17 protein-coding genes are annotated in these 19,748 nt (G+C 70.9%); 6 read left to right on the forward strand and 11 right to left on the reverse strand.

Annotated elements, in window-relative coordinates; all coding sequences use genetic code 11:
• The first annotated feature begins 26 nt into the window (after positions 1–26).
• Positions 27–3,713, forward strand: coding sequence for a DUF4082 domain-containing protein (locus tag QSK32_RS27915; RefSeq protein ID WP_285473583.1), 3,687 nt, complete (start codon positions 27–29; stop codon positions 3,711–3,713).
• Positions 3,713–5,137, forward strand: coding sequence for a lipopolysaccharide biosynthesis protein (locus QSK32_RS27920; protein WP_285473584.1), 1,425 nt, complete (start codon positions 3,713–3,715; stop codon positions 5,135–5,137). Before QSK32_RS27915 ends, QSK32_RS27920 begins: the two co-directional genes overlap by 1 nt.
• 167 nt (positions 5,138–5,304) lie before the next feature.
• Here the strand turns inward: QSK32_RS27920 and QSK32_RS27925 are convergent, their stop codons facing one another.
• The gene (locus QSK32_RS27925) at positions 5,305–6,102 is read right to left on the reverse strand and encodes a helix-turn-helix domain-containing protein (protein WP_285473585.1); all 798 of its coding nucleotides are present in this window, start codon (positions 6,100–6,102) and stop codon (positions 5,305–5,307) included.
• Between QSK32_RS27925 and QSK32_RS27930 the strand changes: the two genes are divergently transcribed.
• Positions 6,073–6,399: a hypothetical protein gene (locus tag QSK32_RS27930; protein ID WP_285473586.1), complete on the forward strand. Its 327-nt coding sequence runs from the start codon at positions 6,073–6,075 to the stop codon at positions 6,397–6,399. The genes QSK32_RS27925 and QSK32_RS27930 overlap by 30 nt on opposite strands.
• Before the next feature lie 401 nt (positions 6,400–6,800).
• Here QSK32_RS27930 and QSK32_RS27935 read toward each other — a convergent pair whose 3' ends face one another.
• The 4 genes from QSK32_RS27935 to QSK32_RS27950 form a co-directional block, all read right to left on the reverse strand.
• A complete protein-coding gene (locus QSK32_RS27935; RefSeq protein ID WP_045747048.1) occupies positions 6,801–8,045 on the reverse strand; it encodes a glycosyltransferase family 4 protein in 1,245 nt (414 codons plus the stop codon).
• Positions 8,033–9,187, reverse strand: a complete 1,155-nt coding sequence (locus QSK32_RS27940; protein ID WP_285473587.1) for a glycosyltransferase — start codon at positions 9,185–9,187, stop codon at positions 8,033–8,035. Before QSK32_RS27940 ends, QSK32_RS27935 begins: the two co-directional genes overlap by 13 nt.
• A complete protein-coding gene (locus tag QSK32_RS27945) occupies positions 9,184–10,005 on the reverse strand; it encodes a TolB family protein (RefSeq protein WP_285473588.1) in 822 nt (273 codons plus the stop codon). The genes QSK32_RS27940 and QSK32_RS27945 overlap by 4 nt, the downstream gene beginning before the upstream one ends.
• A gap of 194 nt (positions 10,006–10,199) precedes the next feature.
• Positions 10,200–11,405 carry an MFS transporter gene (locus QSK32_RS27950; RefSeq protein WP_285473589.1) on the reverse strand — a complete coding sequence of 402 codons (1,206 nt, stop codon included), beginning with the start codon at positions 11,403–11,405 and terminating at the stop codon, positions 10,200–10,202.
• Between the two features lie 30 nt (positions 11,406–11,435).
• Between QSK32_RS27950 and QSK32_RS27955 the strand changes: the two genes are divergently transcribed.
• Complete coding sequence (locus QSK32_RS27955) at positions 11,436–12,092, forward strand: SAM-dependent methyltransferase (protein WP_285473590.1); 657 nt, start codon at positions 11,436–11,438, stop codon at positions 12,090–12,092.
• Here the strand turns inward: QSK32_RS27955 and QSK32_RS27960 are convergent.
• Genes QSK32_RS27960 through QSK32_RS27980 form a run of 5 tightly spaced genes read right to left on the reverse strand, consistent with a single transcriptional unit; the run spans position 12,089 to position 16,941 of the window.
• Positions 12,089–13,177: a DegT/DnrJ/EryC1/StrS family aminotransferase gene (locus tag QSK32_RS27960; protein WP_045747053.1), complete on the reverse strand. Its 1,089-nt coding sequence runs from the start codon at positions 13,175–13,177 to the stop codon at positions 12,089–12,091. The genes QSK32_RS27955 and QSK32_RS27960 overlap by 4 nt on opposite strands.
• Entirely contained in the window at positions 13,174–13,830 is a 657-nt protein-coding gene (locus tag QSK32_RS27965) for an acetyltransferase (protein ID WP_045747054.1), read from the reverse strand. Before QSK32_RS27965 ends, QSK32_RS27960 begins: the two co-directional genes overlap by 4 nt.
• Complete coding sequence (locus QSK32_RS27970) at positions 13,827–14,930, reverse strand: DegT/DnrJ/EryC1/StrS family aminotransferase (RefSeq protein ID WP_045747066.1); 1,104 nt, start codon at positions 14,928–14,930, stop codon at positions 13,827–13,829. The genes QSK32_RS27965 and QSK32_RS27970 overlap by 4 nt, the downstream gene beginning before the upstream one ends.
• An 8-nt stretch (positions 14,931–14,938) precedes the next feature.
• A complete protein-coding gene (locus QSK32_RS27975; RefSeq protein WP_045747055.1) occupies positions 14,939–15,898 on the reverse strand; it encodes an NAD-dependent epimerase/dehydratase family protein in 960 nt (319 codons plus the stop codon).
• The gene (locus QSK32_RS27980) at positions 15,895–16,941 is read right to left on the reverse strand and encodes a Gfo/Idh/MocA family protein (protein ID WP_045747056.1); all 1,047 of its coding nucleotides are present in this window, start codon (positions 16,939–16,941) and stop codon (positions 15,895–15,897) included. Before QSK32_RS27980 ends, QSK32_RS27975 begins: the two co-directional genes overlap by 4 nt.
• Positions 16,942–17,181: 240 nt before the next feature.
• Here QSK32_RS27980 and QSK32_RS27985 point away from each other — a divergent pair, with 240 nt between their 5' ends.
• Positions 17,182–17,766, forward strand: a complete 585-nt coding sequence (locus QSK32_RS27985; RefSeq protein ID WP_285473591.1) for an acyltransferase — start codon at positions 17,182–17,184, stop codon at positions 17,764–17,766.
• Positions 17,767–17,862: 96 nt separating this feature from the next.
• Here QSK32_RS27985 and QSK32_RS27990 read toward each other — a convergent pair whose 3' ends face one another.
• Positions 17,863–18,375 carry a hypothetical protein gene (locus QSK32_RS27990; RefSeq protein WP_285473592.1) on the reverse strand — a complete coding sequence of 171 codons (513 nt, stop codon included), beginning with the start codon at positions 18,373–18,375 and terminating at the stop codon, positions 17,863–17,865.
• A 141-nt stretch (positions 18,376–18,516) separates the two neighbouring features.
• On the opposite strand from QSK32_RS27990, the gene QSK32_RS27995 reads away from it, so the two are divergent.
• A complete protein-coding gene (locus QSK32_RS27995) occupies positions 18,517–19,728 on the forward strand; it encodes a hypothetical protein (RefSeq protein WP_285473593.1) in 1,212 nt (403 codons plus the stop codon).
• The last annotated feature ends 20 nt before the right edge of the window (positions 19,729–19,748 follow it).

The following is a 19,748-nucleotide window of genomic DNA, read 5'->3' on the forward strand; positions in this document are numbered from 1 at the left end:
GGTGATCCAGAGGTTACGTTCACTGCGTGCGATCTCCCAGGATCCTCTCCGTCCTTCCCCGGCGGCGCCGGCTCGCCCTGCTGACCGCGTTCACGCTGGTCACGGCGATCTGCCAGGTGCTCACCACGAGCCCGGCCCGGGCTGCCGACCCGTGCGCGCCGGTGCTCAACCCGGTCGCCTGTGAGAACAGCAAGGCCGGCACGCCGCCGGAGGACTGGGACATCCTCGGTGCCGGGGACGACACGATTCAGGGCTACGCGACGGACATCAGTGTGGGGCTCGGCGAGACGATCGGGTTCAAGGTCGCGACGGACGCTTCCGCGTACACCATCGATGTCTTTCGTCTCGGTTTCTACGGTGGCGACGGCGCGCGCCGGATCACCTCGGTGACGCCGAACCCGGGCGTGGTCAACTCGACCGAGGACTGCCTGATCAACGAGGACATCGGGATCTTCGACTGCGGCGCGTGGAACGTCTCGGCGTCCTGGACGGTTCCGGTCACGATGGTCTCCGGCGTCTACATCGCCAAGCTGACCCGGCCGGACACCGGCGGCGCCAGTCACATCGTGTTCGTGGTGCGCAACGACGCGAGCACCTCCGACATGCTGTTCCAGACGTCCGACGCGACCTGGCAGGCCTACAACCTGTGGGGCGGTCCGGACTTCTACGAGGGCGGCGAGAACGGCCGGGCCTACAAGGTCAGCTACAACCGGCCGTTCGCCACCCGCGGGGCGATGGAGGGGCGCGACTTCCTGTTCAGCGCCGAATATCCGATGCTGCGGTTCCTGGAACGCAACGGCTACGACGTCAGCTACACCACGAACATCGACAGCGACCGGCGCGGGCAGCTGATCCAGAACCACAAGGTGTTCATCACCAACGGGCACGACGAATACTGGTCGGCCGCCCAGCGGGCCAACGTCGAGGCGGCCCGCGACGCCGGGACGCACCTGGCCTTCTTCAGCGGCAACGACGTCTACTGGCGCACCCGCTACGAGCCGAGCACCGACGGTCCGCCGACGGACTACCGCACGCTGGTCTGCTACAAGGAGACCTGGGCGGAGACCGACACCCTCGACCCGACCAGTGAGTGGACCGGCACCTGGCGTGACCCGCGGTTCAGCCCACCGGCCAACGGGGGTGGTCGCCCGGAGAACGAGCTGATCGGCACCGCCTACATGGCGAACTCGACCGATCTGCCGATGACCGTGCCCGCCGCGCAGGGCAGGTACCGGCTCTGGCGCGGCACGAGCGTCGCCGATCTGACCTCGGGGCTGGCCACGCTCGCCCCGCACACCGTCGGGTACGAGTCGAACGAGGACCTGGACAACGGGTTCCGGCCGCCCGGGTTGATCCGGCTCTCCACCACGGTCGGCCCCACCCCGGAATACCTGCTCGACTTCGGCAAGAACGTCGCACCGGGCACCACCACGCACTCGATGACGCTCTACCGCGCACCGAGCGGCGCGCTGGTGTTCTCAGCCGGCACGATCCAGTGGGCGTGGGGGCTCGACGACTACCACGACGGCGCGGTCTCACCGGTCGACGAACGGATGCAGCAGGCCACCATCAACCTGTTCGCCGACATGAACGTGCAGCCCGCGACGCTGATGAGCGGGATGGCCGCGGCCACGCCGTCCACCGACACCGCGGCGCCGACGGTCGCGATCACCACGCCGGCCGCGACCGCCACGGTGGCCAACGGCTCGCAGGTGACGCTCAGCGGCACGGCGACCGACACCGGCGGCGGGCGCGTCGCGGGTGTGGAGGTCTCCCTCGACAACGGTGTCTCCTGGCATCCGGCCGTCGGGACGTCCTCCTGGTCCTACACGTTCTACACGAGTGGTCTCGGTGCCCAGATGGTTCGAGTCCGGGCCATCGACGACAGCGTGAACATCGGCGACCCGGTCGCCCGGCAATTCGTCCTGACCGGCCGGAACACCCTGTTCGGTGCGCGCGTGCCGGCGAACACCTCGACCAACGACGGGACCTCGTTGGAGTTGGGTGTCAAGTTCAGACCTTCAGTGGCGGGTTTCGTCACGGCTGTGCGCTTCTACAAAGGCGCGGGAAACACCGGAACCCATACCGGCAGCCTGTGGTCGTCGTCGGGGGAGCGGTTGGCAAATGGGACTTTCACTGATGAGTCGGCTTCTGGTTGGCAGACTCTGAAGTTCAGTCGGCCAGTCGAAATTACGCCTTCGTCGACTTATATCGCCTCGTATTACGCCCCGAACGGACATTACGCCGCCGACGGGCAGGCGTTCAGCCTGCTCGACTGGTCGGCGCCGCCTCTGCGGGCACCCCGCTCGGCGACCGTCGGGGGCAACGGCGTCTTCGGGTACGGCGCGGGCTTCCCGACCCGCACCTACGGCGACACCAACTACTACGTCGACGTGCAGTTCGTCTCCAGCGAGAACGCACCGCCGGCCCCGGTCGCCACCACGCCGCTGCACAACGCCAGCGGCGTCGACCCGGCCGTGCACCCGGCGGTCGTCTTCACCAAGTCCCTGGACCCGGCGACCATCACCTTCGCCGTGACGTCCGCAGCCGGCGCCCCGGTCGCCGGAACGTTCGCCTACGCCGCGCCCACCAAGACGGTCACCTTCACCCCGTCGGCACCGTTCACCCCGGCCACCACCTATCACGCCACGGTCACCGCCACCGACACCAACGGCATCACCACCGAGGAACCGGTCGAGTGGACCTTCACCACCGACCTGAACCCGTCGGTCAAGAGACTCTTCGCCACCGACGCGGTGCCCGACGAGGCCAGCAGCGACGACGCGGCCCCGGTCGAGCTGGGCGTCAAATTCGTCCCGCTGACCAGCGGCAAGATCATCGGTTTGCGGTACTACCAGGGCGCCGGCAACACCGGCACCCACACCGGGACGCTCTGGTCCTCGACCGGCGACGTGATCCGGCAGGTCACCTTCGGGCCCGGCTCCGGCAACGGCTGGCAGACCGCGGCGTTCGACAGCCCGGTCGACGTGCTCGCCGGCGGCACATACGTGCTGTCCTACTTCGCACCCAACGGCGGGTATGCGGCCACGCCGAACTACTTCACCACGGCCCGGACCAACGGGCCGCTGCGTGCCCCGGCCGGCGCCAACGGCGTCTACCGCTACGGGTCGACCGGGTTCCCGACCAGCTCGTACAACTCCACCAACTACTGGGTCGACCCGCTGTTCCTGCCGTCCACCGGACCCGGCCCGACACCCGAACCGCCCACCGGCGTCAACGTCTTCGACGCCACGGCCACCCCGGCCCAGGCGAACTCCGGCGACGAGGACCCGATCAACGTCGGCATGAAGTTCATCCCCGACGTCGACGGCACCGTCACCGGCATGAGGTTCTGGAAAGGCCCCGAGAACACCGGCACCCACACCGGCGCCCTCTGGACCGTCGACGGCGACCCGCTCGCCCAGGCCACCTTCGGCACCGAGACCGCCTCCGGATGGCAGTCGATCCGGTTCGCCACGCCGGTCGAGGTCAGCGGCGGGCAGACGTACGTCGTCGGCTACCACACCGCGGCCGGTCAGTATGCGGTCACACCGAACGGGTTCGCCGACGCCGGAGTGATCGCACCGCCGCTGCGGGTCCCGCAGGGCGGCGGCATGTATGCCTACGGCACCAGCGACTTCCCCAACCTGCCGATCAACAACAACTTCTGGACCGACGTCTACTTCGAACCCTCCACCACCGCGGGCGACTGATGGCGCAGACACTGGCCGACCGGGCCGGCCGGGCCCTGGGCTGGAGCTTCCTCAGCACCGCCCTGGCCCGGCTCGGGACCCTCGCCATCGGCGTCGCCCTGGCCCGGATCCTCGGGCCGGCCCAGTTCGGCACCTTCGCCGTGGCGATGGTGGCCCTGCTCGCCGTGCTCAGCTTCAACGAACTCGGCGTCAGCCTGGCGATCGTCCGCTGGCCCGGCGAACCGTCCGCCATCGCCGGCACCGTCGCCACCATCTCGATGCTGTCCAGCGCCGTCGTCTACGCGGTCTGCTACCTGGGGGCGCCGGCGTTCGCCACGCTGATGGGCGACCCGGCCGCCACCCCGGTGGTCCGGCTGCTGACCCTGTGCGTCCTGGTCAACGGCGTCGTCGCAGTGCCCGCCGCCCTGCTGCAACGGCAGTTCCGCCAGGGCCGCAAGATGATCGCCGACCAGGTCACCACCTGGCTCGGCGCGGGCGTCTCGATCACCTGCGCGCTGTCCGGCCAGGGCGCGATGAGCCTCGCCATCGGCCAGCTGACCGGCGCGGTCGCCGGCGGCATCCTCCTGGCGGCGTTCGCCCCGGCGGGCCTGCGCCCCGGCTTCGACCGGGCGACCGCCCGCGACCTGCTCCGCTTCGGTCTGCCGCTGGCCGGCTCCAGCATCGTCGTCTTCGCCGTCGCCAACATCGACCGGCTGATCGTCGGCGCGGTCCTCGGCCCGGTCCCGCTCGGCTTCTACGTCCTGGCCGTCAACCTGTCCAACTGGCCGGTCACCATGTTCTCCCAGCCGGTCCGCCAGGTGGCGCCGGCCGCGCTGGCCCGCCTCCAGCACGACCCGCCGGCCATGCGCGGCACCTTCCTCACCACGGCCGGCCTGCTCACCGCCATCACGTTCCCGGCCTGCGCCCTACTGGCCGTCGCCGCCACCCCGGTGATCACCCTCGTCTACGGCTCGACGTGGGCGCCGGCGGCCGCGGTCCTGCCGTGGCTGGCCCTGCTCGGCGCGCTGCGCATCATCTTCGAGCTGATTTACGACTACTTCGTGGTGCTGGCCAACACCCGGGTCGTCTTCGCCGTCCAGGTGGCGTGGCTGCTGCTCCTGGCCCCCGCGGTCTACCTCGGCGCCCGCTGGGGCGGTTCACCGGGCGCGGCGGCGGCCCAACTCGCGGTGGCGCTGGTCGCGATCCTCCCGCTCTACCTGCACGAACTCCGCCGGACCACAATCGCCCCGGCCGCGTTCCTGTCGCGTCTGGCACTGCCCACCGCCGTCACCGCCGTCGCGGCAGCCGCCTCCTTCGCCGCCGTGATCTACCTGCCGGTGCCGGCGGCGGCGCTGGCCGGCGTTGCCGTGATCGGCGCAGCCACCCTGGCTGTCCTGCTCCACCGCTCCCGCCACTCCCTGAAAACGCTGCGCGCCACCGCTTGACCAGGGCTTCTCCGCAGCGGCCTACCGTGCGGCGATGAAAGCTAGACATGTGTCGTGGTCAGGATGCGAAGCCCATCCGTGTGGTGATTTCGGGCGCGCTGGACGCCTCAAGTCGCCACACCCGTGGTGGGTGTGGTGATTACGGGCGGGCTGCACGCCCCAAGTCATCACACTCGCGGTGTGTGTGGTGTTTTCGGGTGGGAGGGGCGGCTGCCGTCTCCACGCGGACCCCGATGACGAAACGCGTCCAGCCTGTCGGCGTCGGGGGAGCCCGGTTCGGCCGAGTGGACCAGCAGCCGCAAACCGCCGCTCTCGCCGACCTCGAGGGTCTCGTAATCGAGACTCATCCGGCCGGCGGCCGGGTGATGAAGCAGTTTCCGGCCGGTTCGGCAGTAGCTCACGTCCGCCCGCGCCCACAGCCGGGCGAACTCCGCGCTGCGCATCGACAGCGCGCCCACCAGACGCTGCATTCGCGGGTCGTCGGTGTGCATCCCGGCGGCGGAGCGGAGGGCGGCCGCGCACTCGGCCCGGACCGTAGCCGGCTCCACGTGTAGTTGCGCGGAGGCCGGGTCGAGGAAGGCGTCCCAGACGAGGTTGCGGCCGGGGGCGAGACCGGGATTGAGCAGCGTGGCCAGTTCGTTGGCGTGCACCACGGTCAGCCGGTGGTCCAGGAGCACCGCCGGCCACGGGGAGGTGTCGACCAGCCGGGCCACCGGCGGGCGGACCTGGCACCCGCCGGGTTCGGTGGCCGGCCGAGAGGCGACGGCGAGGCCGTGCAGGTGGGTGGTGGCGTCGGCGTTGAGGCGCAGTGCGCGGGCCAAGGCGCCGACCACCTCCGCCGACGGGTGGCGGTCGCGGCCCTGTTCCAGGCGGACGTAGTAGTCGATGCTGATCCGCGCCAGCTGGGCGATCTCCTCCCGGCGCAGGCCGCGGACGTGCCGGCGGCCGCCGGCCGGGAGACCCACGGCGGCTGGGGCGACGAGGGCACGCCGCGCCCGGAGGAAGTCGGCAAGATCCCCGCGCATCCCTTCACGGTAGGCCGGCAGCGGTGCGGAAAACCTGGTAGTGACCGGGCCTGGAATGCGCCCTGCGGGCGGCGCAGTATCACCGTCGCCGCGATCCGGGAGAACATCGAGGGCCTCGTTGCGAGCCGGAGGAATCTGGCGAGCGACGAGGTGGCCGCCGCGATCGCCTACATCACGGGGCAGCCCGCCCACGTGCTGATCAACGAGTTGCAGGTGCGCCCGATCAGCCATGTCTGACGGCCCTCGCGTTGTGCCGATCAGCGATCGTTCCGGATCGTGGATGGTACGTGCGGCCGGGCACGCCGACCCGCGATCGGCAGAACTGGATCACCGAGGCCGGGACGCCACCGCGCCACCATGTGAGTGCCGCCGCACCAGAGGGATCCGCAAGAACCGCCGGCGACGGCCGACATCGTTGAGCCGCCGTTGACGGTCCTTTTCGCGCCGGATTCGAGCCGTGGGCAACGGCGGGGACGTTCGAGCCGTTGTCGGTGGTCGGATTCGGGCCTGGCGGGAGCCGTGAACAACGGCCGGCGGTGGGGAGCCGTCGGTGGTGGCAGGTTCGGGCCGCGCAGACGTTATGCAGCTTGAGTTCGTCGGGCCCGGTGGACCCGATTGGCGCGCCGGGGCCTGGATGCTCAGGGCTTCATGGCCTGCTTGGCGAGGACTGCGACGTTGAAGTCGTCGCGGCGCTGGGTGCCCCGGAATGCTTGGTACTTGCGGTCGACCTTGTAGGTGAACAGGCCCGCCGCGGAGCGGGACGCCTCCCACGCCCGGGCGCCGGCCGGACGTGTGGAGGCCGCGGCCAGCGCCTGCTGGTAGATGGCCAGCTGGGTGTGCGCGGCCCGCAGCAGGCTGTACCGCTCCACCGCCAGCTCGCGGCCATACGCCGACAGTCGCGACCGCAGCGCCGGATCGTCGAGCAGGCGCAGCAGGTGCGCGGTCAGGGCGGGCGCCCCGGAGCCGCCCAGGCCGTACCAGCCCTGCTCGAGGAAGAGGTCCACCGTCTCGGGGGTCAGGAGTTCCCAGAAGCCCTGCTCGCCCTGGACGATCAGCGGGCGTCCGAACGCCAGCGCCCGCAGTGCCGAACTGCCCATGCCCAGCATGATGTCGGCGGCCGCATAGGCGGGACGCGGGTCGCGCAGCTCGCCGGTCAGCACCACCACCCGGCGTCCGGCTGCCGCGTTGGCGGCCGCGGCCCTGGCCTCCACGTCGGCGCGGGCGATGCCGTCGCCGGTGATCGTCAGACGGACCGGGTGGGTGCGGCCGAGTGTCCCCATCACGTCGATGGCGGTCAGGACGCCTTCGAGTTTCAACTCCGGGACGAGCCGGCACACCACGCCGATGTCCACGATGCCGGAGTCCCGGTCGAGCCCGAACTCCGAGCGGAACGCGGCGGCCGGAAGGTCGGGGGTGTTCAGGGTGACGTCCACCGGCGGTTCGATCAGGTGCACCGGGCCGGGCCGGCGGGCCGCGGAGTGGCGGCGCAGTGCCTCCGTGCCCACGACCAGCGGCATGTGGGCGGGCAGGAACGGCGCCACCGCCATCGACATGATCGTGCAGACCGCCGTCGCGCCGGGCACCGTGAGGGTAGCGCCGGCCGCGTCCATCGCGGGCGGCCACTCGTACCCGTGAACGATGTCCAGCCTGCGGGAGCGGACCAGGCCGCGGATCCGGCGGGCCACCGACGGCGATGGGCGTTTCCGGTCAGCGGGCAGCGGCAGGTGTTCCAGGCCGAGCTTCTCGACCAGGTCGACGAGCGGCCCGGGTTCGCCGATCACCGCCACCTCGTGGCCCAGGTCGCGGACCGCGGCGCCCAGTTCGATCGCGTTGATCTGGCTGCCGCCGATCTCCATGGCGTGCGGGTAGATCAGGATGCGCAAGGGGGTTCTCCTGTCGTGAGGCCGGCCAGGCCGGCCAGCACCCGGGCACGGTCGGTCCAGGTGTGCCGGGCCGCGAACGCACGGCGCTCGGCGCGATCACAACCTTGAAGGGGTACGCGCAAAGCCCGCTCCACGGCGTCGGCGAACCCGGCGGGCCCGGCCGCTTCGGTGATCAGTGGCGTGGCGAGCCAGTCGTTGGCCGGCAGTGGCGTGGCGACGACGGCACGCCCGGCGGCCAGGTACTCGAGGGTCTTGATCGGGAAACTGGACCGGTTGAACGGGGTGTCCGCGTACGGCGTGAGCCCCACGTCGATGACCCGGAGATAGCCGGGCAGGTCGCCGAAGGCCTTCGGTCCGGTGTGCCACACGTTGGGGCGGGCGGCCAGGGCGGCGAACCGCGACGACTGGTATCCCGCCGCGACCGGTCCGACGATCAGCAGGGAGACGCCCCGGTCGGCGACCGCTTCGAGCAGGGACAGGTCGATGCGGTCATTGACGTGGCCGACGAACCCGGCGATCGGGCCGGGCAGCCGGGCGTCCTCCGGGATGCCGGCGGTGTCGACGTTCGCGTACGCCTCCGGCGTGCACCCGGTCGGCACCACCGTCGACGGGTGGCCGAGGGCCGCGTACCTCTCCTGCAGCGGCAGCGAGATCACCGCGACCTGTTCGGCGCGGCGCAGGGTGGCCTGTTCCTGGGCGGCGAGCCGGTCCCGGGGGATGCCGATCAGGTCCGCCCCGGCGACCAGGTCGTCGGTGGCGTAGAAGACGGTCCGCCGGGCCGGGACGGCGTGCAGGAGGTCCTCGACCCGGGTGGAGATCACCGCGGCGACGGGCCCGTTCGCAGAGACCGCCTTGCGGATGGCCCGGCGCATCAGCGGGGGTGTGAGGTGGTGCAGGACCGGCTGGTGCATGCCCGGCGCGACCCGGGGTGCGAGCCGGGTCAGCCCGGGGCGCGGCGACGACAGCAGCGGTGCCTGCCACGAGCGGGCCTGTTCCGGGTTGCGCCACTGGGTGAGGGCGGAGACGGGCGGGTCGACGTACATCACCGGGGTGAGCCGGGACAGTGCGTCGGCGATGTGCCGGTCGGTGCCGGCCGGGCCGTCGTACGGCGTCCCGGCCAGGTAGATCAGCAGGTCGTTCACGGTGTCGTCCCTTCCGGAACGCGGATCACGGCGGGGGACCAGGCGTCGGGGACGAGGATGCGGGGGGTGCCGGTGCCGTCGGCGGGCACCTGCCAGACGTCGCTGGAGGCGGTGCCGGCGGCCTGCCGGGACAGCCCGTAGAGGACGGTCCGGTCGTCGAGCCATTCGGCCTGGTCGTCGACGCTGCGGGTTTCGGTCAGCACGGTCTCCTCGCCGGTGGTGAGGTCGAGCACGGCCAGCCGCCACTGTCCGGCGGGCAGGTCGCCGTGTTTCTTGAAGGCGATCCGGGTGCCGTCCGGGGACAGCGACGGGCATTCGACGTCGCCGCGGATCGCGGTGACGGTCCGCCGGTTCAGGGAGCCCTCGACGAGCCAGGTCTTTCCGCCGGACGCCGCGGTGGCGTAGAAGCGGTCGTCGTCGGCGAAGGTGACGCCCCACATGTTCTTGTCGGCGGCGCCGATCTCCTTACCGTCGACGAGGAGGGTGAATTTCTCGATGTCGCCGAGAGTGGAGCCGGTGGTGCGGCTGACGACGGTCCGGGTGGAGAACTGGCCGGGGTTGGCATAGGAGTCCCCGAACACGAAGGTCGTGGTGGTGGCCAGGCTGCCGTCCGGGGAGAGCCGGGCCCGGCTGGGGATGCCGGTCAGCGGAAGCTCAGCCGTCGCCACAAAATCACGATTTAAGAGATTTGCCCGATATGTCGTGGCGATCCCGCGCCGCGCGGACAGGCAGATCGCATCCACCGCGGTGGCGTAGACCCGCTCGCACGAGGCGGGTGTCAGCGCCCGCGGACCGGCCGGGTCGTCGAGTGGAGCCACGGCGACCTTGCCGTATCCGGGGCCCGGGACGGTGTTGCGGAAAACAACGTGCGGCTTTGCGCGTACAACATCAAGGTTGATATGGGAATTTGACTGTGAAATAGGTTTTGGACGATTTTTCCAGACATAGGAACCGGCTCCGGCGACCGCGGAGATCACCACCATGACCAACACGACGACCCGCATGCGGAAGGTCATCGCAGCAACCGCCATGCCAGGGGTGCGACCAGGGCCAACGCCACCGCGAAGAGCATCAAGGCCGTCGTGGGGCCGGTGACGCCCCACAGCACGCCGAACATCAGCGACGACGCGAAGCGGGCCAGCGCCACCACGGTCTGCGCGGACGCGATCCCGGTCCCGCGCGTCCCGTCCGGCACGAGCCTGCTGACCAGCGCCGGCAGCACCCCGTCGGTCGCCGCGTAGAAGACCCCGAGCAGCAGCAACACCACCAGCGTCAGCCCGGCGCCGCCCGCCGGCAACGCAGCCAGGCAGTAACACGCGAGCAGAGCGCCGTGCCCGGCCACCAGCACGCGAGCCCGGCCCAGGCGATCGGCGAGCCTTCCCAGGGGTACGGCCAGAGCCAGATACGCCACGTTGGTGCCCACGTAGAGCAGCGGGAACCAGCGTCCCGCGAAGTCGTCCCGGTCCTGCAGAGCCAGGTAGAGGAACCCGTCCCCGACGGTGACCAGCCCCAGCAGGCCGGCCGCGACCAGCGGCCGCCGCAGCCGGCGCCCGCCGACCTCGCGGGCCACCCGGCGCAACCCCACCCGGGCCGTGCCCGCCGCGGTCCGCAGGTTCGGCACGAACAGCACCAGCACGGCCAGCCCCGCCACGGCGAACGCGAACGACACCACGAAGATCGAGTCGTAGCCGCCCGGAACCGCCGCCAGCAGCGCGAACGCCACCAGCGGGCCGAGCGCCGCCCCGATCGTGTCCAGCGCCCGGTGCACCCCGAACGCGCGGCCCAGCACGGCCGGATCGGACGCCTCGGCGATCAGCGCGTCCCGGGGCGCGGTCCGCAGACCCTTGCCCAGGCGGTCCGCGGTGACCACCGCGGTGATCGCACCGAACCCGGTGGCGGCCGGCATCACGATCCGGCTGACCGCGGACGTGCCGTACCCGAGGACCGCCACCCACTTCGGGTAGCCCGCACGGTCGCCCGCATAGCCGCCGGCGATCCGCAGGAACGCGCTGACCCCCTGGTAGATCCCGTCGAGGAACCCGTACGCCACCGGGCTGAGCCCCACCACCGCCGTCAGATACAGCGGCAGCACCGACGCGACCATCTCCGAGGACACGTCGGTGAGCAGACTGACCGTGCCGAGCAGCAGCACCGTCGTGGCGACCCGCCCGCCCGCGGACGCCGCGCCACCCGGACGGTCCCGGACCGTCACGTACATGCCCGGACCCCGCTGACTACAGTGGACGCCATGTCGATCGGGCCCCGCCTGCGCGCACGACTGGCCGACGGTTCCCGGCCCGGTTCGCTCGGCCATCGGGCCCGCTCCCGGCGGGCCGCGAAACTGGCCGCCACGTTCCCCGGCCTGGCCGGCATGCACGTGCTCGACCTGGGTGGCGAGCCGCCGTTCTGGCGGGGCTTCGCCGTGCGGCCGGCCTCGGTCACCGTGCTGAACCTCCTGGAGTTCCCACCCTCGGAGGGCTGGCTGGAGACCGTCGTCGGTGACGCCTGCGACCCGCCGCCGGCGATCACCGGACGCCGGTTCGACCTGGTCGTCTCCAACTCGGTGATCGAGCACGTCGGCGGCCACCACCAGCGGCAGCGGTTCGCCGACGTGGTGCGCCGGTCCGCCGGCCGGCACTGGGTGCAGACGCCGTACCGGTACTTCCCGGTCGAGCCGCACTGGGTGTTCCCCGGCATGCAGTTCCTGCCGTTGCGGGCCCGGGCCGAGGTGACCCGCCGGTGGCCGCTGAGCCCCGGACGGGCCGACAACCTGCCCGAGGCGATCGCCAACGCCGCCTCCGTGGAGTTGCTGTCCCTCACCGAGATGCGCTCCTACTTCCCGGAATCCTCGTTCTGGTACGAGAAGGCGGCCGGCCTGATCAAGTCGGTCACCGCGATCTCCTAGAACCGCAGTGCGGTGGCCAGTTCCTCGACCACCCGGGCCTGCTGAACCGCCGTGATCTGCGGATAGATCGGCAGCGACAGGATCTCGGCGGCCGCCGTCTCGGCGTGCGGGAACGATCCGCCCAGGTGCTCGAACGCGCCGGTCCGGTGCACCGGGAACGGGTAGTGGATCGCCGCGCCGACCCCGGCCGCGTTCAGGCGCTCCAGCACCTCGTCACGCCGCGGCACCCGGACGCAGTAGATGTGCCACACGTGCTCGTTGCCGTCCAGGGTGACCGGCGGCGTCACGTCGTCCCACCCGGCGAGCAGCTCGTCGTAGCGGGCGGCGGCGGCCCGGCGGCGCTCGTTCCAGGCAGCGAGCCGGGACAGTTTGGCGCGCAGCACCACCGCCTGCAGACCGTCCAGCCGGCTGTTCACCCCGATCTCGTCATGGTGGTATTTGCGCAGGCCACCGTGGCTTCCCAGGGTGCGGACCCGGGTGGCCAGCACCTCGTCGCCGGTGACGACGGCGCCCGCGTCGCCGTACGCGCCCAGGTTCTTGCCCGGATAGAAACTGGTCGACGCGATCCCGTCCGCGCCCGCCCCGCGGCCGTGCCGGGTCGCGCCCTGGGACTGCGCGGCGTCCTCCACCACGACCACCCCGGGGAACCCGGTGAGCTCCTCGACCGGCGCCATCTGCCCGAACAGGTGCACCGGCACGATCGCCCGGGTCAGCGGGGTGACCGCGGCCCGCGCGGCGGCGACGTCGATCAGGTACGTCCGCGGATCGATGTCCACCAGCACCACGTCCGCCCCGGCCCGCACCACCGCCTCGGCCGTCGCGACGAACGTGTTGGCCGGCAGGATCACCTCGTCGCCGGGACCCACCCCGGCGGCCCGCAGTGCCAGCTCCAGCGCGTCGGTCCCGTTCGCCACCCCGACGCAGTGCGGCACCCCGCCGAAGACCGCGTACTCCCGTTCGAACGCGGCCACCTCGGCCCCGCCGACGAACGCGGTCTCCGCGATGATCCGTTTGAAACCGGCCTCGACCTCCTCGGCCACCTCCGCGTGCGCGGCGGCCAGGTCGACGAGCGGAATCCTGGTCATGCTGTCTTCTCCTCCAGAGCTTTCGTGAATCGCAGGAACCCGGCCGGGTTGCCGGCCCACACCTCACCGGCCGGCACGTCACGCAGCACCACCGAACCCATCCCGACCAACGACCCTTCGCCGACGGTCACGCCCTCGCGGATCAGGGCGCCGGATCCGGTGTACGAGCCCGCGGACAGGCACGCGCCGCCGCCCAGCCGGACCCCGGAGGCGACCGTCGCGTAGTCCCCGACCCGGCAGTCGTGGGTGAACACCGCCTGCGGCATGCACGCGACGTGCGCGCCGACCGTGACGTCGGCGGTCAGCACCACCCCGGCGAGCAGGACCGTCCCGGGGCCGACCGCGCTGCCCGCGCCCAGCTCGGCGGAGGGGTGCACGATCGTGGCGTACCGATCCTCGGGCAGGCCGAGCCGGTGCACGATCCGCTGCCGTGCGGTGTAGTCGCGGGGGTTGCCGACGCAGACGACGACCGCGGTGTCCGGCATCGAGACCACGCTGTCGACCGGTCCCAGGATCGGCAGGCCGGACCGGGTGGTGCCGTGCAGGGCCGGGTCGTCGTCGACGAACCCCCGGACCCGCCGGCGGGCCGCTGCCGCGGCGGCAGCCGTCTCACGGGCGAACCCGCCGGCGCCGACGATGACGAGATCGGTCACCGGTCGGCCTGTTCGCGCAGGACCCCGGCGATGTGTACCTGATCGTCCTCGGTCAGCTTGTGGTGCAGGGGCAGGATCAGCGAGTTCCGGGTGAGGCGTTCGGTCACCGGGAGGGGGGCGTGGTCGACGCCTTCGTAGGCGGGTTCCAGGTGGGCGGCCATGATCCCGCGTCGCGCGGAGACACCGGCGTCGGCGAGGGCCCTCAGCGTTTCGTCACGATTTTTCGTCATAAGAACCCAGAAGGACTGGTAGTTCGTCTGACCGTATGACGGATCTTTGATGGGGGTTAATCCGTCAATATCCGACAATAAGGCATGGTAATTCTGGGCTAACGCTCGTCTCTGCTCCACCAAACCGGACAACCGGCCCAACTGGACCAGCCCGATCGCGGCCTGGATATCCGTCATCCGGTAGTTGAAAGCGGTCTCGAGATACGACTCGATGACCGGCTGCTTACTGGTGTGCCGATCAGCGGCGGACACGTTCATCCCGTGCTCCCGCAGGCGCCGCAACCGGGCGGCCGCCTCCGGAGAGTCGACAGTCACCATGCCGCCCTCACCGGTGGTGAGCAGCTTCCGGGGGTGGAACGACCACGCCGCCGCGGCCGCCCCGGTGCCGGCCGGTTGCCCGTACGCCGAAGAACCCGCAGCGCAGGCGGCGTCCTCGACCAGGGCGACCCCCCACCCGTCCGCTGCCTTGCGCAGCGCCACCGTGTCGAACGGGACCCCGCCCTGGTGCACCGCGATCACCGCCCGGGTCCGCGGCGTGCGCACCGCGTCCACCGTCTCCACCGTCACGTTCCCGGTGGTCAGCTCCACGTCGGCGAAGACCGGGGTGGCGCCGGTGTAGCGGACCGCGTTGGCCGTCGCGATGAACGACAGCGACGGCACGATCACCTCGTCGCCGGGGCCGACACCGGCCAGTACCAGCGTCAGGTGCAGCGCCGTCGTGCACGAGCTGACCGCGACGCCGTGCGCCGCGCCGACCGTGGCCGCGAACTCCTGCTCGAAGCGCGCCACCCGCGGCCCCTGCGCGACCCAGCCGGAGCGGACCGCCTCGGCCGCGGCCTGGGCCTCCTCCTCGCCCAGCATCGGGATCATCACCGGGATCATTGGGACGCCCGCCACCAGTCGACGAGCCCCTGCAGGCCCTCGCGCAGGCCGATCTCCGCGCGAAAACCGAGCCGGCCGGCGGCGGCGCTGGTGTCCGCGAGACGCCGGGTGACACCGTTCACCGCGCGGGCCGGGCCGTGCTCCGGCGCCAGGTCCGACTTCATCACCTCGGTCAACGCGGCGGCCAACTCGGCCAGGCTGGTCTCGGTGCCGCTGGCGATGTTGAACACCGTGTCGGTGACGTCGGCCCGGGCGGCCAGGATGTTGGCGCGGGCGATGTCGGCGACGTGCACGAAGTCCATGGTCTGCAGGCCGTCACCGAGGATCAGCGGGGGCCGGCCGGCCTCGATCCGTTCCATCCAGCGAATCAGCACTTCGGTGTAGAGGCCGAAGATGTCCATCCGCGGGCCGTAGACGTTGAAGTACCGCAGGGCCACGTAGTCGAGGCCGGTCATCGCGTGGAAGCTGCGCAGGGTGGCCTCGTTGAAGGCTTTGGCCGCGCCGTAGAAGGTGTCGTTGTTGTAGCTGTGGTGCCGTTCCGTGGTCGGGAACTCCTCGGCGAGCCCGTAAACGGAGGCGGACGACGATGCCACGATTTTTCGGACTTCATGCTTGGCTGCTGCCTCAATGACGTTGAAAGTCCCGTCTACCAGGACTTCATTGGCAAGCCGGGGTTCTTCGGCGCATTGGGTGATCCGGATGGCCGCGAGGTGAAAGACCAGATCCTTGCCGGCAGTAGCTTGATCGACAAGCGATTTGTCGCGGATGTCGCCTTCGAGGACGGTGACCGCGTTACCGGCTCCGGCCAGATTCTCGCGACGCCCCCGGACGAAATTGTCCAGCACGACGATCTCCGCGGCACCACCCCGCACCAGCTCGTCCACCACGTGCGAGCCGATCGTCCCCGCCCCGCCGGTCACGAGGACACGCGCGCCCTCGATCGGTACTCCAGTCACGCCATGCGCCCTTCATCCAGCTTGATCATCGATCCGCCCTCGGCCAGACTGCGCGAGGCGGCTTGCAGGATCTCCAGCACACGCAGGCCGGAGCGTCCGTCGGTGAGCGCGGGAGTGCCGGTGGTGATCGCCCGGGCGTACTCCTCGACCATGGTCCGCAGCGCCTCCCGCTCGGGCAGCGCCGGCGCGACCATGTCCCCGGACCGGTACGACACGAGCATGTCCCGCCGCTGCTCCTCGGAGGACGCGACGTCCACACCCCGGTCGTAGACCGACACCCGCTGACTCGGGTTCAGGTCGTCCCAGACCAGCGTCCGCTTCGACCCGCCGACGATCGTCGTCCGGATCTTCACCGGGGACAGCCAGTTGACGTGGATGTGGGCGATCGCGCCGTTGCTCAGATCCAGCGTCAGGTAGGCCACGCAGGCACGCCCGGCCCCGATCCCGTCGGCGCCGTGTGCGGCGACCGCGATCGGGCGGATCCCCGGCGGCAGGATGAAGTCCAGGATCGACAGGTCGTGCGGGGCGAGATCCCACACCACGTCGATGTCACGCTGGACCAGGCCGAGGTTGATGCGCACCGAATCCAGGTAGTGCAGTTCGCCCAGGTCACCGGCGTGCAGCCGCTCCCGGATGTGCAGCACCGCCGGCGTGTAGCAGTACGTGTGGTCGCACATCAGCGTCAGCCCGCGGCGTTCGGCCTCCTCGACCAGCTCCAGCCCCTCGGCGTGGGTTGCCGCGAGCGGCTTCTCGACGAGCACGTGCTTGCCGGCGCGCAGCGCGGCCAGAGCGACCGGCAGATGCGTGCCGGCCGGGGTGGCGATGGCCACCGCGTCGACCGACGGGTCCGCGAGGACATCGTCGAGGTCGCGGGTGGCGATCACCGTCGAATAATCGCCGAGAACCCGGCGGGCCCGGTCGACGTCGAGATCGCAGAGCCGGCGCAGCCGGAACGCGGAGGATGCCTGGAAGTTGCGGACGAGGTTCGGGCCCCAGTAGCCGGCCCCGACGACGGCGACGCCGATCGGACGTTCGGAAGTCACGGAGGATTTCCCATCGATGTTGGCAACTGTGCGCGGTGGAAGCGCCACAGAAAGCTATCGATCGCGGTGGGCTCGTTACCAGACCCTGAGTGGAATTCCGGCGAAGCCGGGGGGTCACCCCGGTACTTTTGGTTGTCGATGCTTCAACGATCGGCCACATTGGACCGTAAACGTCGGTTTGCCGACATCAACCGGGTGATCGTCCGGTCTATTCTGGGGCTCTTTGGGAGGGTGGTTCCTGTGAGCGCCGACATCGCCGACATCGATCCGCGCGCCACGATCGGCCCCGGCACCCGCGTCTGGCACCTCGCCCAGATCCGCGAGGACGCCGTGCTCGGCGCCGACTGCATCGTCGGCCGCGGCGCCTACGTCGGCCCCGGCGTGCAGATCGGCGACAACGTCAAACTGCAGAACCACGCCCTGGTCTACGAGCCGGCCCGCCTCGGCGACGGCGTCTTCGTCGGCCCCGCCGCGGTCCTCACCAACGACGAGTACCCGCGGGCCGTCACCCCCGACGGCCGCCTCAAGACCGGCGACGACTGGACCGCCGTCGGCGTCACCGTCGGCGAGGGCGCCTCGATCGGCGCCCGCGCGGTCTGCGTGGCCCCGGTGACCGTCGGCCGCTGGTCCCTGGTCGCCGCCGGCGCCGTCGTCACCAAGGACGTCCCCGACTTCGCCCTGGTCGTCGGCGTCCCGGCCCGCCGCGTCGGCTGGGTCGGCCGCGCCGGCCACCCCCTGCAGCCGAAGGACGACGGCATCTGGCTCTGCCCCGCCACCGGCGCCGAATACCAGGAGATCAACGGCGAACTTCAAGACCGCATTTAGGGTACGACCTACGCAGAAGTACCGTGGCTGCACGCGGCCGTGTGCCCACGCACGCCCGTGCAGCGACCGCCGGGCTGAGCTGCCGGGTCCTTCTTTTCAAGAGCAGAGGCCGACGCTGAAGTCCTGATGCCCCCGCCCGGAGTGGCACTTGACGGTTCGCTCACCCGAACCGAACCGGAACAGCCCGTCCGTGCCCCGGGTGAGCACGACCCGGTACCGCTGGGCCTGCACCGAGTCGTCGCCGAGCCGGGACAGCGTCGCCGTGACGACAGTCCCGTCCTCGCTGTCCTCGCTGTTCTCCTGGAGCAGCGAGATCTCGGGCCGCCCGTCGAACGGCCCGTTGAGCCCCAGCAGCTCCGCCGCGGTGGTGTCCGCGGCTCCCGCCCAGCCGGGGGAGGCCCGGTCGATCAGCTCGTTGAATCCCGGCGCCGCGATCACACCGCTGTCCCGGTCAACACTGATCCTTTCCGACCAGCGCTCCCCGGCCGCCGGACTGCTCGGAACCGTCCACGGCGCAGCGCCGTCCTGCTGCACCGCGTCCCCGCAGCCGGCGAGGAGAACGGCCAGGAGAACGATCGATGCCCCGCTCCGTGCCCCGCTCCGTCGCATCGCGAGATACTAACCGCCCATCCATCTTCAATGGACGAGGTTGCGCACGTGTCTTGGGGCGAGGTCGAGGTTTTCCAGGGGCGTCTGTTCGTGACGCGGGGCCGGTTCACCACCGGAGTGGCCGTCCCCTCCCGGGATCGCTTGGGCGAGACGATCTTGCAGCTCTACAAGCTGTCGTCATGGGACAAGGCCGACTCGTGGCGGGCCTTCTGCGAAGACGCCGCCGGTGTGCCGGCCCGCCGCTACCAGCCGGAGAAGTCCGCCCGGGTCTACCTCAGCGAGGACGGGTGGCACGTCGCCGTCGACCTGTTCGGTCCGGAGGAGACCCTGCCCTCGCCCCCGGCCGACGACCTCCCGCAGCGGCTCGGCGCCACGGTGTGCCGCCTGCTCGACGCGACCGCCCCGAACTGGCCGGCGCTCCGCAAGGCCGTGATCAGAACGATGGCCACCGGCGAGCTGCTCGTCATGCCGGTCGAGAGAGGCTTCGCCGTCGGCCCGGCCCGCGTCGCATCACCGCATGAGGCTCTCCCCACGGCCCTCGCAGACTCCGACCGCGAGCCGGGGGAGGCCCCGAACTACGCCGAAGCACTCGCCGAGGCCGGCATCAACCGGCGCCTGCTCGACGGATGCGCCGCCGTCCACGTCGAGGAACTGTCCACCGGCGAGGTCCGGCTGACCGGCACAGGCAGCGCCGGAAACCGTCCGGTAGCGGAGCGGACCTGGCTGGGCAGAGCAGACGACCTGACCACGGTCTGTGCTGAAGCCGTACAAATGATCAAAGGTCTTCCGGTTGAGCACCTGCCACCCGGAACCCCCGCCGGAACGGACTTCGGGATGAAAAGGACCTGGCTCGCCGTACGCGACAGCACCGTCGACCAGGTGGCCGCCGCCATCGGCCTGACCGCAGCCCGCCCGGCCGACTGGGACGAGGGCGTGGCAGCAGCCGACGACGATCAGGTCTTCGTCTCCCCGTCGATCAGCGGCTGGATCTTCGTGGTGAACGCCGCCCGCGGCTTCGACGGCTCCTCCGTGGCATCACTCAGCGCCCGGCTCGGCACCGAGGTCCAGTACTTCGGCAACCACCGCGTCGTGGCGTACGCAGAATGGGCCCTGGCCGTCGACGGCCACCTGGTCCGCCACGTCCTGTGCAGCGAGGACAGCGAGATCGCCGACGAGACGGGCGCACCCACCCCGGTCGAACTCGCCCTGGGCTTCTCCCCGGCCACACCGGGCGCCCGCTTCGCCGACGAGGACGACGTCATGCTGGTAGCCGCCGCCTGGAGCCTCGACCCGAACACCCTCAGCGTGACCGTGTCCAGTCCAGGCCCCGGACTCCTCGGCCCTCTACCCTGACGCCGGCGTCCTCACCCGGA

The organism is Actinoplanes sp. NBRC 101535 (genome assembly GCF_030269225.1).
Classification (GTDB): domain Bacteria; phylum Actinomycetota; class Actinomycetes; order Mycobacteriales; family Micromonosporaceae; genus Actinoplanes; species Actinoplanes rectilineatus.